We start from the raw sequence: 15,645 nt of genomic DNA, 5'->3' as shown, positions 1-15,645 counted from the left end.
TGGATACGCGAAAACCCGCAGGCAAAGAGGAGATGGATCAGCCGGTTCCGGACTTTGGTATCCGGGATATCGTAACAGACAATCACAAATTTAGTTTCCATAATAACCGCCAGCCCTCCGGAGATATTCTGTCAGCGGTACTCGAATGGGTGATACGGACTTCCATTCAGTAACGCATTAGCAAGAAGTTCTGCCTGCCGGTCAATCACGGCAGAAAACGGTTGGGGTTGTCCATAGAACTCGTACCGTGCTTCCAGCCGTTCAAGAACCGTTTCTGCAAAAGCCTTCCGGAATTCCGGACGAATCAGACAACCCTCACGGGATAGAGAGAAATTATGCACATCGATCTGGTGCCGGTTGATCATGGTCAGTACAACCCGGTCAACAACCGGCTGCCGGAACTCCTCGATAAAATCATACACAAGCGCTTCCTGGTTTTTATAGTCTGCATGAAGGACACCGTAGAACGGGCTGAGGTTCACCTTGACAAGCGCAGTTCGGATCACCGCATAGAGAATCCCGTACCCGTAACTGAAGAGGGAATTGACCGGATCGCGTGGCGGATGCCGGGTACGGCCGGTAAACCCGAACGAGGCCGGGATGATCTGCCTGAGCGCAAGGTAATATTCCCGGGTAGCCGACCCTTCGACCCCAAGAAGCGAGGCAACCGACCGGGTCACTTCCACCTGCCGTTCGAAGTCCTGCAATGCAACCGCAGCCGGTGACAGTTTGCCGGAAGAATTCCGGATCATGCTCCGGACAAGGGAGAACTTGTTATGGATCGCCTGCTTCACGATTGCCTGGGCAACAGCGAGTGCCTTTTTTGCCGGCAGGTTCCGCTGCCGCTCCGCATTCCCGATGACCGGGCTCTTCCTGCCGGGCAGGAGATAGCCGGCCGGTTTGCCGTACTGGTCCAGCAGCACGAATTCGGTGCCCTGTTCCAGCAGGAGCCGGAGTGCACCCGTGGTCAGGCCATGGTCTCCTGCAATCACGACAAGCGAGAGATCGGCCGGCGTGACGACTACTTTTTCTGCTCGCTCACCTTCTCCGGGCGGTGAGGTGATCGCGATCACCCCGTTCTCCACCCGGACTTTTTTTCCGTAACCGGTAATGTAACAGATGGACATGTGCAAAACCTCCCGATAAAAGAACGTCAGGGATCGACCTTCTCCCGAAACCCGGCATCCGGACAGGATCTTCTGCCAATCCTGGGGTGATGTACCGGGAACTCAAAGGATGAACATGTGAAAAGATCCTTAAACGATAATCCGATCCGGAAAGCGGCATGGGCGGGACGGGGATCCTCTCATACGGTGCGTGATGACGTACTACGGTCGCATTTACCCGGTAAGAAAAACAAAAAGAAGGGGTTAGGGATCTACCATCAGTTCCCTGTCAGGAAAGCGTCACCTTCGCACGCGATCCCGTTCGTGAGGATTACCCGGCGGGGTTTTTCGTGAACCCGGTTCGGCAAAAGAATACTTCCACTGCCCGTCAAGCATAACTCCGACAACTTTCAGTTGGACGCGCTGCCCGATTTCAACCGAGGAAACATCGCCGGATTCCACACAGCCGCAGATCCCGTCGTCTGCCTGAAAATACGGCCTTGATTTTCCTTTGGGGTCGGCGATCCGGGTTGCGGTCACAGGATCTTCTTTTCTATACCGGGGGCCGTTATTCGGCGCAGACGTCCCGGAAATCGGTTTTCCTGCAATAATGATACCGGATGAGGGTGCGGAATTTCCCGACGAGAAATTCCCTGCGGGAATCATTCTCCCGTACCCGGCACTTGTCTTCCCGCCAATGCCCCATTCGCGGAGTGCATCGGAAAGGATCCGGAATGCGAGGTCTTCCCATTTTTTCCCGGTCTCATTTTTCCCATTCTCATCATCGACATCGCAATCGCAGGACACTGAAATATAAAATGTCCCGTTGATCGAGAGGAATGAAACAGGATTCGGGTCGTCGAAATCCGTGGGGGCGGCAGACTTTCCGGCATAATAATCCCCGTGATGAGGGGTCATGATATCCCGCGGGAGGGCTGATGCCAGACTCCCTGGAGTAAGCCAGGCATCGTGAAAGATAATATGCCCCGAATCCTCATCCGTCCCAAAAAGGGCGTTGTGATATACCTCTCCCCGTTTGAACCCGGGGTTTGTAACGCCCCGGACCTGATCGCAGTAATGCGAAGCAAGTCCTTTGAGTGCGCTCCCGGGAATAACCGGTGTGCCATACGTATGGTGAAGCGTGATCCCGGTTTCAAGCACGCTCTCGCTCCCGAGACCGATCACCAGCCGGCCCCGGGTCCTGAAATTACCGGTTTTTCCGGAGTTCCCAAGGGTGGCAACATACCGTTTGAAGGCTGCATCGTACGGCCCGGCTGCCCGTATCAACGCATGCTGCATGGCGTCATAGAGTCCTTTTTTGGTCTTTGGGAATAATTGCTTCTCCCCGACATCAACAAGGAGGCACTTGTCCCGAATGAGCGATGCATTGGCACAGTCCGACAGAATATTATCGTGCCACAAGGCTTTGATGGCATCTCTGCATGCCTGTGGCATGATCAGTTCTCCTTCAGCAGCGTCTCGGCATAACGCTTGAGCCAGCCGGCAGAGTCCATGGCATCCCGGGTGAGACGCTGGTATTCGGGCAACTCTGCTGTACGACTCTGTGCCGCAAGATCGGGAGTTTTCGGTTCAAGGGGCATGACTTCTGAAAGATGCTCAAGATAATCTTTGCCGGTCGGCCCCTCCTTTGCAGTGACAAATGCAATTGCCTGGACAAGTCCGCAGGTATGCACGAGCGCCGGGAAACTCCGGGCGAGCTGGAGGTAATTTTTCTCTTCATCTTTGTGATCTTTTGTATCATCCCTGCGAATCTTTTTCGTAACACACCGGTATGCCTTTTCCGCACGGATCTGGTTTTTCGTCAGGATCTTCTCTTCCGGCATACGATCAACCCCGCGTGAACCGGCACCGGACCCGGCCCTTCCCTACATTTGCCTTCCCGCCGATCTGGAGATCCAGATCGTTCTGGCAGAACGTCGTAAGGATAGTATCCTGCGTAATTTCTTTCCCGCCATATATCCGGTCGCACCAGGCAATTCCTGCAAGGATTGCCTCGGAAGGGAGAGACTCCTCGTACCAGAGCGCCCCTTTCTCAACGATCTTCCTCTCATCGTTGATCCGGACGCGGGCAGCGACATCCGTCCCGTGCTCAGCAAGAAATGTGAAGCAGTTGTCCGGGACGATTGCAAACCGTTCCTGGAAGATTTTCTGCCATTCGGGATCAGGGAACAGTATTCCAGATAATTTCTTTGCCCATTCCCCGGTCTTCTCACCATCCGGTTTTGCATCCAGGTCAAGATCTTCGAGAAATACTTTTGTCCCGGAATTAATGACAGAACCCGGTGCATGGAATGCAACGTGATCGGAAGGTGTCGGGATTTCGGGAAGTGTTTCGGCGCCGGTGACACTAAGATCGCGTTTCAGCCGTTCGAGCACCAGGGGACTCGTGACATAGGCAAAGGTACCGTACAAGCTGCGTACCGGCATGCAGACGATATGGGCATCCGTAAGGACAAGGGAACCGGCGTTGGACTCGATGTCCGTTCCTGCCTGACCGAATGCGGCATCGATCAGGCCATCGATCAGGCTCTTCTCCTGTTTCGCGTATTGTGTGAAATAATCACGCAGCACGCCCTTGACCGCAGAGCCGGGAACAAATGGCCAGGTCGTGACCTTCTCGCGCATAATCGGCATATCGATAAACCCGACGCCTTTTCCCGCACCAACGTGCAAAGGTGTGATAGCCTGCAACCAGTACATCTTCGTAGTAACGTTCTTCGTTGACGTGTTTGTCAAAATATATCCCTCCTGTTTCATTCAGTAACCGAATTGTTCTTCTCGTAATCCCAGACGCCCCAGAGTGCCAGCCCGAACCCGTCGCTGCGCTCATGGTTCTTTTCGGATTCATCCGATACGGGTTTAAGCCAGAGTCTGGTTGCAAGATTTTGTGCATCCCCGTCATTTCTGCACTCAAAGAAATACACGGACCCTGCGGGGACCAGCCTCCTCAGGGGTTTTGGACCGGGCTTCCGGTTGCCGGCGGTCTCCATACTCCATCCGGAGAGCGGCTTCCAGCGCTCAACACATGCGGATTTCAGGGTAAGTTCGATACCCTCCGGTGCATCCGGCGGATGACCGTACAGCGATTCTTTATCGATCCAACCGGGCATCCAGCCGTTTGAGAAGTATGCCGGGGTTGCAAGCACCATCCGTATTCTCTTTTTCCCGGCCAGTGCATCCCGGATCTGCCCGGGACACTCCCAGCATCCGGCTCCCTCGTTCTTGGTCTCCCATGTGGAAACCCGGCGTTCACCGCCAAGGGTATTGCATCCCCCAAGAGCCGGGATCACCTGTCCGAATTCATTCTCTGCTTCAAGCCGTGCGGCAATCCTGATTCCGTCAGTCAGCCCATTTGATTGCAGGGCAAAATCCAGCCCAACGGTTTCAAACAGCATCCCGTCTTCTGCCGAACCGCTGCTCTCCGCCATCTTCACATGGAACCGTGACTCTTTCTGCGGAAATGTAAGCCCCACGGATGAGACGCCTTCAGGTTTTTTCGGTACAGCGGGTGCATCGAACGGCCGGTTGCCCGGGTTTGTCAGCCAGGATACCATGCGTTCGTACGACCAGAACGGTGCCGGGGCCGTGGGTTTGAACTCCCCGCCAGCCTGAGACGGCAACATGGCAGGCTGGAGTCGGGAAGAGGGCAGATCGCATCCCTCCCCGGCCTGCATCGCTACCGGCCGGATCGCATAAGTCTTCGGGTGCTTCTCATCAGAACCGTCAACAAGGAGATCGCGGGATGACGGGAAGTACAACTGGTCTCCGATAAGGGGAAGCGGCCCGAAAACCGACACCTCTTTGAGGGCCTGCACAATCTTCGGATCCTTAAAGTCACTACCGTTCATCTTACCCAGCGCAGTCCTCACTGACCCGGCAAGAACCGAAGGGTACGGCCAGTCCAGCGATTTCATGCGGAGCCCGGCACCAAACGGCCGGCTGTCCCTCGCGATGATCGGATCGTGCGGGGTTATCGAAAGATAGGTAACGCTCATGATTTCACCGTCCGGGTAATATCAACAATTCTCCGGGTAAGTACCAGTTCCTCCGCGCGACGGGTCAGATCTTCATGGGAATGGATGCCGGATACAAGAACCGGGATATCCTCTGTTTCAATCTCCCTCTTCCCGCTGCCTGCCCGCTTGCGCCTGAGAAGGCGGCGCACATCTTTTTCCAGCAATTTCTCGGGAAGATCTGATTTCCAGGCCTTGTAATCCTCAGCTAACTGCCGAAGGTCGTATGCCGCCCCGTCCGGGAAATCGTCGTCACGGTACATCTTCACCCAGAGGTCCAGGCGCTTGTCCAGGCTCAAGAGTTTTGCAGCCCCGTCAACACCGGTTTCCGTATCCTTTCGTGTCCATTGTTCACGAATCCGGGTCGGTTCTCCCCCGTTCCGGGTATGCAGGTGAACCGCGAGCCCGTCACGGTCGGGTTTCTTTGCCGCATGTTCCGCATCACGCCCGTAATTGAGGATATCTTCGAGCGGATCCAGCGAATGCACGATGGCAATTCCGATGGAAAGTGTAGGCGTTTTTCCCGGTTCCGTGGGAAAACCCTCCAGTAATTCACCGAATTTTTCATGGAGCGCCCGGGCCGTGGCAATGCAGGTGTCCACGGGAAGGAAGGCGAGGACATCGTCTCCCCCGGTATAAACCACACATCCATGTCCGACCTCGCCTTCAACAATTCCCTTGGCGGCCTTTGCAAACTGGGAAAGCTGATACGAGAATTTCCGGTGCTCGTCAGCTGAGCCGATGGAGGAGATGGCCTTTCCCATCTGATCGCCGTCGGCGACAAGTATTGCAAGATATGGATTGGGTTCACCAAACCCGAATCGTGTAACTCTATTCTCATCAGTTCCTCTCTTCTGTAGCCGTTCTGTCAGTCGTTTAATTTCGGTGAGATCGTCACGGTCGGATGGATCCAGATAATCAGTCCAGGATTTTTCTTTTCGCTCCTTTGGCACCATTCTCATCGATTCCAGCCGGGCCGGGTAGAGAACCGCGCTGTCATACGGAAAATTCCTGTAGAGGGTACCTGAGTACCTGGAGGCAATCTTCGGATTTTTTTTGCAGCACTCTTCAATCTTTTTCAGAACCTGAATGGCGTCATCATTCCGGGAGTTCATGATTTGCCGAATCCAGAGATCCGCTGCCACGCGGACAACGGAAGGAAACGACACGTCCCCGCTGCCAAGCCGCTTTGTCAGGCCGACTGCACAGAGTTGCTCTTGCTCCTTGAGGCGCATACGGATGATCAGATCCTTTGTAAAGGTCTTTCCTTTTTTCAGCACACTTTCCCGTGCACCGTCAAGCGAGGACTTCTCAAGACCCGGGTGGAGGGGCGCCGGCCTGAAATCCCGGGTGGATTTCCTTGCCGCAAGCAGGCGCATGAGGCGGGCACGGGTCTCGCCATATTTTTCCGGATTGGGGAATGGAACCCATGCCGCATAGAACTCAATGACATCGTCGATCTGTTCATTCCAGATCGTGTCATCAACTACCTCCTTGGCAATTTCCTTCGCCGGATTCGCAAACGTCCTCCACCGTTTTTTTGCAGCATCCCGGGCATGTTCGTTAATCACCAGGGGATCGTTGCCTTCCGGCAATTCAACCAAAATGATGTTTGCTACATTGAATGCTTCAGGATCACTCCGGGGCTCCAGTTCGGCAGCGTTGGTTATCAGAGCCGGAAAGATGAGCTTGCCGCCGTCTTTTGCAATCTGTTTTGCTGCCGCTTTGCTGATCTCCGAGAGGAGATGCGAGCCGAACCAGAGATCCCGGGTTGTCCGGGCTGCGGCAATGAAATCCTGTACCGGGCCAAGAGCAAGTACATAGAGATATCCGGTCATTTGGGCACCTCGACAAAATCATTTCCTTTTTCCTGTGCAAACGCGATGAATGCGTCAAGGGCGGAACCATTTTTACAACGTCCTTTCATGGGTGAATCTATGTACGATATATTTCCGGAACTTTCGATCTCATTTGCAGTTATCTCACCAGGATATGTTTTATCTCCCCCGGATTGTCCTGGTTTCACATAGGCTGAAGTTAATTTAGGTGTGTTCAACCGAACAATCATTGATGAACATAATCCGTCTCTGCATTTGAGTGGCCTCAAGATCAGAGGACTTGCCATCCGATCTTTTTCATCAGTATATTGAAGAGTTGGCTTGATGCCCTCATTACGTATTTCTAAGATTATCGGCATTCCAAACTCAACGCGAGGGAATGCAGGTATATTTGTCATTCGTGAATCAACCGGATGTATTCCATTAGGTCTCTCACCAGATCCATAAACCACCGTACGTAATGATTCGGCTTCAGGCCAACGTGATTGACCAGGACGAGAACCTCTCCCTTTGTTTCGCCCAATGTCTTCGCCCTGCCGGAATTTTTTTATTATGCTGACAGATTCAATCCAACACTGAATATCAGTCCGATTACCGCCGGTTTTCAGTAAGATTTTTCTTAATACGGTTGGCCATTTACAATTTGTAGAAGTATCAATCCCCAAATAATTCAAACATGATAAATACCACGATCTTATCTCTTGGCTGTCAGATACCGGGGGGATAATGGAAAATTGTTCAAGGTTTTCTGGATTGGCCTTTTTACAGAACAATGCTCCGCAACCTCTTCGGGTTCTGGCACCGATCCCCCCAAAATTTACCCATGCCCACACAGCTGCTTCGACATCTTTTATGAGATTATCGTCCTCATCACACAAGGGTAAGAGATGTTTTTTATTGCGTTGTTCATTGTATTCTGATCTGTAAATTGCCATTTTTTTGGTTGAGGGGATTTTTACGGTTAGTGTAAAATTACAAGATCTAATCATTTCGGATGGATCTTTGGGCTCCAGACTGTCCGGGGATTTTCCCTGATACGGAAATAAAATATAGGGTAACGGATTTTCTCGTCCGGCAAATGGTGAATTCCAGCGTAAATCGTATCTATGCCTTTCATTATTCGGGTCATATCGGGCACATGGAGTTGGGGAATCCAAATTTACCGATGTTACCACAATGACAACCGGACTTGGGTTCTCCATTGATCCCCAGATTTCTCCCTCTCTTTGACGAAGATTCTCAATTGTGGCATACTTCGCCCCTTTGGTTGCCCTCCACCAGAACCGGAGATGCCCCCGTATGCTGGATGGCCGGATCGGTAATTCCGGATCGATCTTTCCTGCTTCAACCCCTCCGCCAAAGAGGGGAGTGATTACCTGAATTTCATATGTCCGGGTCTCCATATCCGGATGGTGATTGTCAATCGCAAGATCCCCCTCCGGGAAATCCGGCATCGTTCGTGTCATAGTCTCACACTCCTTTCGATGAATCGAAAATTTTCATCCCCTTCTCTCCTTTGTGAACCTGTCCACAACCAATACATCCACGCTCATGCAACTCCCCCGTTTTTCACGACCATCCCGCCAAACCCGTACGTGCTGTGCTTGCCGATCTGGAGGAACTCGCCCATCTTCAGCACATTTCCGACATCCGGGTGGACACCAGATGTGTCGTACGTGATCGATCCGACGATCCCTTCGAGAGCAATGCGCCGGTCGAACATGTTCTCGTGCACGATCTTCACGGTCCGGATGTCGTAGTCAAGGATCTCCGCCTCCATCGTAAGCATCTCGTCCGGGATCCGGCACGGATAGTTCTTCTCATCGTAATACTTCGTGACCCGGTTATACGTGCGGACGCAGGATTTCATGAGCGTGGAAAGCCCGGGGAGAATTTCCTGCCGGCTGTCTTCCTGGATATTTGTCGGCGAGACAAAGACCACCTCTGTTGTCTCAGCAAGCTGCATCGGCGGCATCTCGACCGTGCGGGCTTCGATATTCTCGACCGTATACGGCATGCCACCGAAATGCCGGCTTGCTTCGTGTTCATGGATGAGCGTAAGGATGCGCGGCGCAAATTTACGGCGATCGCCATAAATTTTGATAAAATTACGGATACCTCCTTTGATCGGGATCGAAAGGACAGAGAATGGTTTCACATCGGTCTGCTCCTTGAAGACCATGTAATACGGGCACTTGGCGCGATCCGCACATTCTCCCGTGCAGGGGACAGCGGGATCGCATTTAAGGCATGTACCCAGCCATCCCCGGAAAACCGATCCGGGAAACTCCAGTTTTCGGGAATCCGGGATCGTTATATCCAGAGAAATTAACGAGCACTTCATGGTATGGTTCACCTCAGATTTTAAGATAAATACGCGAGTATACTCCGGGTTTGTTTATACGGGTTACTATTTTCACGCCGGAATAAATAAACGGCAGAAACGCTGATCAAATCAAATCGTTTCCGAACTAAGAGAACAAAAATCCGGTTAGTACCGGCCCGAAATTGATAACGCTGGTAACTCCCGGGGAGGTTTCGCGCTCCCGGAAGAACAGATTGGACGATACTCCGGGGAAAACGGATTTTATTCACAAACTCTACAAAAACAGGATAATAAAAACAAATCCGGAAAAATCGGCGTACAAGAGCTAAGGCTCCTGATATTTTGTAATCAGCCCCCGGACTTTAAAAGTTTTGTGCTGTTTTTGTGTGCCTCCGCTCTTGTGCCACGAAAATATCGCATTCCTTAACTACTCCCGTGTCCGATACACGATACGGGAAAATAATGCCAAAGAAACAGAAAACCGCGATCATCGCACCGCTTGGGCTCAGCCCGCCGGTCATTACGGCCGGGACAGATTCAGCCGGGTTCCGGGTTTCCGACCTGGTCATCATCGCAACAAAGGATCCCGCCGTTCTCGGGGGGCTCGATCTCATCAAGGTAGGGATGAGTATCCGGGCACCCAAAGTGCAGATTCGTGAAGAGATTCTCCCGTTTGACGATGTCACAACCACGGCCGACAATCTTACATTCATGGAACGGGTCGTGAAGATCATCCGGGAAGAGCGCGTGGATGCCGGGTGCGACCGGATCCTGCTCAATGTCGCTGGCGGAAGGAAGAACATGTGCATCACGCTTGCACTCATCGGCCAGCTCATGAATGCGGACGGGATCTTCCACATCGGCAACCGGTCCATATCGCTCTTCAACCAGAACCTTGAACGCCTGCGGTCCGACATCGGGCGCATCCATGCAGCGAAATCTTTTGACGAGAAGCAGGCAATCTACCGGGAAAAAGAAAAAGAGTTCAATCACCTGCTTTTCCCGCCGAAGAGCGAATACGATATCGTGAAGCTCCCGACATTCCCGGTCGATCAGGACTATGTCAGCGGCCTGCTCGTTGCGCTCAGGGAGGATCCCGGTGCACTGTTGCGCAGCGAAAAAGTGATCCTGGAACGGCACGGGATCCTTGAGAAAGGCAAAAGCCATTATTACATTTCGGACTACGGTCAGCGGTTCCTTGACGCGTTCATCTGATCCGGGGGACTGCCGGAGGGAGGGGCCGGCGCTTCATTTTTTTTAAATTTCCTGCCTGACCCTGCGGACTCTTTTGCTAGGAACGATCTTTGGAAGATCTTTCAGGCATCATGATCTTTTTTTGATAAGACTGAGGAATCCTTTCAGACAATACATCCACAACGGCCGGGTGAACAGACCGACTTTCTTAAAAAATTACGATTGGCATCGGTGACATCCGGTTTTTTATCCGAATCTGAAAAGATGGACGCAGGATCCAATGATGCTGGAACCGTACGTTGATTTTTTCGTAAAAAAGTACCCGGAATAGTATTACGGAGAATTGGCGACGTGAAATTTTTTTGATCATCTTATCATCACTGATTCACCATTTTCGTCGTAAGAGTGCAGAGAAAAAATTGGCATTTGCCGGGAACTGTTTCAAAAGGGATATATATTAGAATCAAAAATTTTACCCCGGTGTGTGCTGGTCTTTATAAACCCCGGGACTTTTTGAGACCAGCACAGATACCCCAAAAATCCGGGACTGTATTACAAAGCAAAAGGTATTTAGGGCAAAAATGCGAACGGTTGACTCAGCACCCGTTATCAGAAGGGTATGAAAACAAAATAGGGCGCTCCCCCAATCATCGCTTGAGACGGGTGTTGACTCAGCACCCGTTATCAGAAGGGTATGAAAACCCATTTTATTGCCCTTAGGGGCCAGGCTTCATGTTTGTTGACTCAGCACCCGTTATCAGAAGGGTATGAAAACCTTCATTCCCATGCGGTTTCCTTCGCGAATCTGTACCGTTGACTCAGCACCCGTTATCAGAAGGGTATGAAAACGACATCGTTCTGTGCGGCTTCCGCGAACCCAACCTTCATGTTGACTCAGCACCCGTTATCAGAAGGGTATGAAAACACAATGCAATTGCCGATTGTCATACTTGAGTCATTGTTGACTCAGCACCCGTTATCAGAAGGGTATGAAAACCCTTGTCGCAGTTTTTGTTCCAGTCTTGTTCGGAGTTGACTCAGCACTCGTTATCAGAAGGGTATGAAAACCTTCACCTCGTTCAAGGTGGTGAACAGATCCTCTAAGTTGACTCAGCACCCGTTATCAGAAGGGTATGAAAACATCCGGGGGTTTAGCCCCATATCAAAGAACATGTTGACTCAGCACCCGTTATCAGAAGGGTATACTCCACTTTTTCCTGAGTCGGCCCGCATGGGCCATCCACCGGTACCATCATCCATGCAACTGACGGTTTGTCCCTACATTTCCCCGGGCGAATGGTAATTTATGACGCTGCAAAACCGGCAATTCCTTGTTTTATTCCGGGCGGGAACCGGAACCCGGTCCGGAACGAGATCAGCAGGTTTATCGGGTGGGAAAAAGTACGAGGCATTATGATTCATGGTATACCGGGAATTTTTTACATGTCGGGATACAGATCCTGGGGCTTGTGGGCATTCGTACATGAACTACAACCTGCTTTCTGGGAGCGGTTCCCATGATCGTACTCTTCATGACACTCGGTATCGGGCGTCCCGCACCGGAAAATCTCGCTCACGGCCTGGCGTTCTGCATCAAAGAGAGCCGGGCGGAAAATATTGTCATCTTCGGCTCCGAAAAAAGCCGGGAGATGATACCCTCCATCGAAGCATCGTATGCGGAACAGGCGCACCGGAAGATCCCGGAATACCGGTTTCTTGAGCTCAGCCGGATCGATGATATTCATCACTCGTTTACCGAAATCCTTGCGGAATACACTAAAATTGTGAAAGATACCCCGGCGGCGGATATCATCATCAACAACAACTCCGGCACAAAGAGCATGACCAGCGCCATGACGTTCCTCTCGCTTCTGACCCGGCGCACGATCTTCTTTGTGGAGGGGGAACGCGATCCGTCAGGTGCCATCATCATCGGCACCGAACGGATCCTCCAGCAGACACTCTACCCGGTGTATGACGAGATGATCCTCCAGCACGCGATCCAGTACTTCAACCACCGGCAGTACAGCTACGCGATCCACGAACTCTCCGGCGTCTGCCGGCATCCCCAAAAAGAACCGCTCCGGAAACTCTTTACCGCTTACGATCTCTGGGACCGGTTCAACCACCGCGAAGCATACGAACTCTTTAAAACCCTCCCGGTCCCGGAGGGCAGTTCAATCCGCTTCGAAAAGAACCGGGCGTTCCTCAACAAGCTGCTCAATTCGCCCGTAAAAGAAGAGCGGTACATCTGCGTACTGGTCGATCTCATCAGCAATGCCCAACGCAGATATGACGAGGGCAGGTACGACGATGCGGTCGCACGGCTGTACCGGGCTTTCGAGCTGTGCGCACAGGTCATGTTCCTTGAGATCGGGCTCGATGACATCGAAAAGAAGATTCCCTTTACCGAACTTGAGCGCAGGATACCCGACCGCGATCGTCTCAACCGTTACAATGATTACCGGAACGGCAGCAATGTTCTCGTCGGGTGCCGGAGGAAATACCAGCTCCTCCAGGATCTCGGTGAAACCGACGCGATGAAATGGCTGACCGAAATGCAGAGCCTGCTCGACAAGCGCAATGCCTCCATCTACGCCCATGGGATCACACCGGTGAAAAAAGAGACGGCCGAACTGTTCCTTAAAAAAATGAATGACTTCATTACCACCCGGTTTGGCGGGCCGCAGAAAAAGAACGGAACGTCATTAGAGGAACTCTTTGCCGGTTCGCAGTTTATTGAAATTACCGGGTGATCTTTTTTCGTTTTTGATGACGGAGATCGGAGTCGGTCCATCTAAAATTACCTGCTTCGCACCGGTATACCACCGTTCATCCCCTATGATTACGGCACCCACATCCCACTCCCGGGACCTCGACTCTGTCCCCTTTGCAGGGTACGGCGATAGAATCACGGATCTTTTTAAAAAACCGCTCACAGGCACCATGCAACATTGTGCTTGCAAAAAGATCACAGAACAAGGAACATTTTTGTTCCTCCAAAAAAATCCCGCCCCGCGCCCGGATAACCCAACCGCTAATAAAAATCCCCCGGTTTTCTCAAAAAAATAATTTCATAATCAAAGCACATCCCCCCATACGTCCCATAGAGATATGTCAAAGGGGCCCCCTAGACAGGAACGAAAACAGAACAAAGAAGGGAGCAGCAAACACCCGCCGGCTCCCGCCCGCATCACTCCCCGGCCTTCCCTGCTGCGAGCCGCTCCCGTGCGATCGCCACCGCTGTTTTGAGTTTCTGTTCCAGCACTTCGCGGGGCGGGAGTTCAGTGAGGTATTCGGCAACACGGATGCTGCTTGCTTCGAGTTCGAGGAGTTCGATATGCCCTGCAGAAGAACCCGCACAGAGAATCAGCCCGATTGGCGGTTCTTCGCCCGGCTGCCGGTCGTATTTGTCCAGCCAGCGCAGGTACAACTCCATCTGCCCCTTGTCAGCTGCCTTAAACTTCCCGAGTTTGAGGTCAATCGCTACAAGCCGGCGGAGTTTGCGGTGATAGAAGAGCAAAGCGATAGAGTAATCCTCAGCATCGACACGGATCCGTTTCTGCCGGGCGACAAACGAGAAATCCGTACCGAGTTCAAGGATAAATCTCTCCAGTTCCCGGAGGATTGAATTTTCCAGGTCTTTTTCAGAAAACGTATCCGACAGACCGAGAAATTCGAGGAAATACGGGCTCCTGAAGACAAGGTCCGGGGTCATACGGTCTTCATCGCGAAGGGCGGCAAGATCCTTGCGGGCCAGTTCCTCCGGTTTCTTCGAGAGGGCGGTTCGTTCAAACAACATCCCCTGGATCTTTGCCTGCAGCGTCCTGACACTCCATTGTTCGAGCCGGCACATCTCGGTGTAAAAATCCCTTTGCAAAGGATCGTCGATTTTCATTAATTCTACAAAGTGCGACCAACTCAATTTTCCAGACAGTGTCTGGACAATCTTGACATCAGGATAGAGTTCCGCAAACCGGATCATGGAGAAAAGATTGGCCCGGCCAAAACCCGCTCCATAGATATGAGTTAATTGGTGTGACACGGTCGCCACAATCGTCTTTCCGTACGCGGCACGTTCTTTCCCCAGAATGTCCCTGCGGATACGGGTACCGATATTCCAGTACAACCTCACCATCTCTGTATTTACCCCAACCGCCACACGGACACGGGCAGACTCAATCAGGGACCGGAGATCCCCCAGTAATACGGGTGGGACTGCTGATGGCTTGCTATCCGGTTCTGCCGGGGATATAACCGCCCCGGGTTTTTTCGTCGGCTTCTTTCCCGTTCCCCTCACCTGATCATCTCTCTTCAATATCTCCTTTTTAACCTGTCGCACGGGGGGTAAAAGTGTCAAATATCTCGTGAGCCAAACGTCTCCCCCCATGTGAGTACACCATTATCCACCGGCTCACGCGATCCGGTTTTCATTTTTGCCGATCCCGGATCAGGGAACATTTTTGTTCCTCCAAAAAAATCCCCTCACGCACCCGGATAACCCAACCGCTAATAAAAATCCCTCGGTTTTCCAAAAAAACAATTTCATAATCAAAGCACATCCCCCCATACGTCCCATAGAGATATGTCAAAGGGGCCCCCGAGACAGGAACGAAAACAGAACAAAGAAGGGAGCGGCAAACACCCGCCGGCTCCCACCGGAAATACCGGCACGATCTGCCTGCCAGTGTGCAGCCGGGAACGTGCCCGCCAAAAATGCCCATTAGACACCCGTGGTCCGGAGGATCGCGAGGCCCGGGCAAAAAACGGCGGCACAACAAAAACCCGGGCAACACCGGGGCGGACAGCTTGCCCGGCAATTCCGAACACCATCACAAACAAAGGAGTGATTTAGTATGGGAGATTTCATCCAGAACACCGCAGTAAAGACCGCAACAAGAACGCTCGCGACCCCGATCGCGGATGTCGCAGCATTTGCGACTATCGTCGATTCGGTCATCGCAACGAACCCATTTGCCTGCGTGTCCTACATGACCGCCGGCACGACCCACGCGCCGGTCGAGAAGACAAAAGAGAGCTATGTCGCAAAGGTCGTCTACCAGGACAGCGACGCAAAAGTCGTGGGGAACGACTCCGGCAAGTACAACACGGTCGCCGGCTTTAATGCCGGGGCCGCAGCCATCCTC

General features: G+C 52.3%; 11 protein-coding genes, 1 pseudogene and 1 CRISPR repeat array. Of the genes and pseudogenes, 3 read left to right on the top strand and 9 right to left on the bottom strand.

Features of this window, described 5'->3' with window-relative positions; all coding sequences use genetic code 11:
- Positions 1–131: 131 nt before the first annotated feature.
- The 8 genes from cas1 to cas6 form a co-directional block, all read right to left on the bottom strand.
- Positions 132–1,127: a CRISPR-associated endonuclease Cas1 gene (gene cas1, locus WCX19_RS13985; protein ID WP_373009186.1), complete on the bottom strand. Its 996-nt coding sequence runs from the start codon at positions 1,125–1,127 to the stop codon at positions 132–134.
- A 279-nt stretch (positions 1,128–1,406) separates the two neighbouring features.
- Positions 1,407–2,561: a type III-B CRISPR module RAMP protein Cmr6 gene (cmr6, locus tag WCX19_RS13980; protein ID WP_373009184.1), complete on the bottom strand. Its 1,155-nt coding sequence runs from the start codon at positions 2,559–2,561 to the stop codon at positions 1,407–1,409.
- A gap of 2 nt (positions 2,562–2,563) precedes the next feature.
- Positions 2,564–2,950, bottom strand: a complete 387-nt coding sequence (locus WCX19_RS13975; RefSeq protein WP_373009182.1) for a type III-B CRISPR module-associated protein Cmr5 — start codon at positions 2,948–2,950, stop codon at positions 2,564–2,566.
- Positions 2,951–2,954: 4 nt separating this feature from the next.
- Positions 2,955–3,863: a type III-B CRISPR module RAMP protein Cmr4 gene (gene cmr4 / locus WCX19_RS13970; RefSeq protein ID WP_373009180.1), complete on the bottom strand. Its 909-nt coding sequence runs from the start codon at positions 3,861–3,863 to the stop codon at positions 2,955–2,957.
- Positions 3,864–3,880: 17 nt separating this feature from the next.
- Complete coding sequence (gene cmr3 / locus WCX19_RS13965) at positions 3,881–5,122, bottom strand: type III-B CRISPR module-associated protein Cmr3 (RefSeq protein WP_373009178.1); 1,242 nt, start codon at positions 5,120–5,122, stop codon at positions 3,881–3,883.
- Positions 5,119–6,978, bottom strand: a complete 1,860-nt coding sequence (gene cas10, locus WCX19_RS13960; RefSeq protein WP_373009176.1) for a type III-B CRISPR-associated protein Cas10/Cmr2 — start codon at positions 6,976–6,978, stop codon at positions 5,119–5,121. Before cas10 ends, cmr3 begins: the two co-directional genes overlap by 4 nt.
- Entirely contained in the window at positions 6,975–8,444 is a 1,470-nt protein-coding gene (gene cmr1, locus WCX19_RS13955) for a type III-B CRISPR module RAMP protein Cmr1 (RefSeq protein ID WP_373009174.1), read from the bottom strand. Before cmr1 ends, cas10 begins: the two co-directional genes overlap by 4 nt.
- An 83-nt stretch (positions 8,445–8,527) precedes the next feature.
- On the bottom strand, positions 8,528–9,322 hold the full coding sequence (gene cas6, locus WCX19_RS13950; RefSeq protein WP_373009172.1) for a CRISPR system precrRNA processing endoribonuclease RAMP protein Cas6: 795 nt from the start codon (positions 9,320–9,322) through the stop codon (positions 8,528–8,530).
- Positions 9,323–9,766: 444 nt separating this feature from the next.
- Here cas6 and WCX19_RS13945 point away from each other — a divergent pair, with 444 nt between their 5' ends.
- Together WCX19_RS13945 and WCX19_RS13940 are read left to right on the top strand one after the other, a co-directional pair.
- Entirely contained in the window at positions 9,767–10,519 is a 753-nt protein-coding gene (locus tag WCX19_RS13945) for a CRISPR-associated protein Csx14 (protein ID WP_373009170.1), read from the top strand.
- A 569-nt stretch (positions 10,520–11,088) separates the two neighbouring features.
- A CRISPR array of direct repeats spans positions 11,089–11,708; the repeat unit is 37 nt; unit sequence GTTGACTCAGCACCCGTTATCAGAAGGGTATGAAAAC.
- A gap of 307 nt (positions 11,709–12,015) precedes the next feature.
- Positions 12,016–13,254, top strand: a complete 1,239-nt coding sequence (locus tag WCX19_RS13940; protein WP_373009168.1) for a TIGR02710 family CRISPR-associated CARF protein — start codon at positions 12,016–12,018, stop codon at positions 13,252–13,254.
- Between the two features lie 437 nt (positions 13,255–13,691).
- On the opposite strand, the gene WCX19_RS13935 is transcribed toward WCX19_RS13940, so the two are convergent.
- Positions 13,692–14,816: a YhcG family protein gene (locus WCX19_RS13935; RefSeq protein ID WP_373009166.1), complete on the bottom strand. Its 1,125-nt coding sequence runs from the start codon at positions 14,814–14,816 to the stop codon at positions 13,692–13,694.
- 538 nt (positions 14,817–15,354) lie between these two features.
- On the opposite strand from WCX19_RS13935, the pseudogene WCX19_RS13930 reads away from it, so the two are divergent.
- Positions 15,355–15,645, top strand: a pseudogene (locus tag WCX19_RS13930) (hypothetical protein); the annotation flags it as partial.

Source organism: Methanoregula sp. (genome assembly GCF_041663825.1).
Classification (GTDB): Archaea; Halobacteriota; Methanomicrobia; order Methanomicrobiales; family Methanospirillaceae; genus Methanoregula.
This window is presented reverse-complemented; position numbering and strand designations above follow the sequence as displayed.

Excerpts from the sequence above, each read along its gene's own strand:
- WCX19_RS13945 (WP_373009170.1), top strand. The coding sequence starts at position 9,767 with ATGCCAAAGAAACAGAAAACCGCGATCATCGCACCGCTTGGGCTCAGC.
- cmr1 (WP_373009174.1), bottom strand. The coding sequence starts at position 8,444 with ATGACACGAACGATGCCGGATTTCCCGGAGGGGGATCTTGCGATTGAC.
- cmr3 (WP_373009178.1), bottom strand. The coding sequence starts at position 5,122 with ATGAGCGTTACCTATCTTTCGATAACCCCGCACGATCCGATCATCGCG.
- WCX19_RS13940 (WP_373009168.1), top strand. The coding sequence starts at position 12,016 with ATGATCGTACTCTTCATGACACTCGGTATCGGGCGTCCCGCACCGGAA.
- cas1 (WP_373009186.1), bottom strand. The coding sequence starts at position 1,127 with ATGTCCATCTGTTACATTACCGGTTACGGAAAAAAAGTCCGGGTGGAG.
- cas10 (WP_373009176.1), bottom strand. The coding sequence starts at position 6,978 with ATGACCGGATATCTCTATGTACTTGCTCTTGGCCCGGTACAGGATTTC.
- WCX19_RS13975 (WP_373009182.1), bottom strand. The coding sequence starts at position 2,950 with ATGCCGGAAGAGAAGATCCTGACGAAAAACCAGATCCGTGCGGAAAAG.
- cas6 (WP_373009172.1), bottom strand. The coding sequence starts at position 9,322 with ATGAAGTGCTCGTTAATTTCTCTGGATATAACGATCCCGGATTCCCGA.
- cmr6 (WP_373009184.1), bottom strand. The coding sequence starts at position 2,561 with ATGCCACAGGCATGCAGAGATGCCATCAAAGCCTTGTGGCACGATAAT.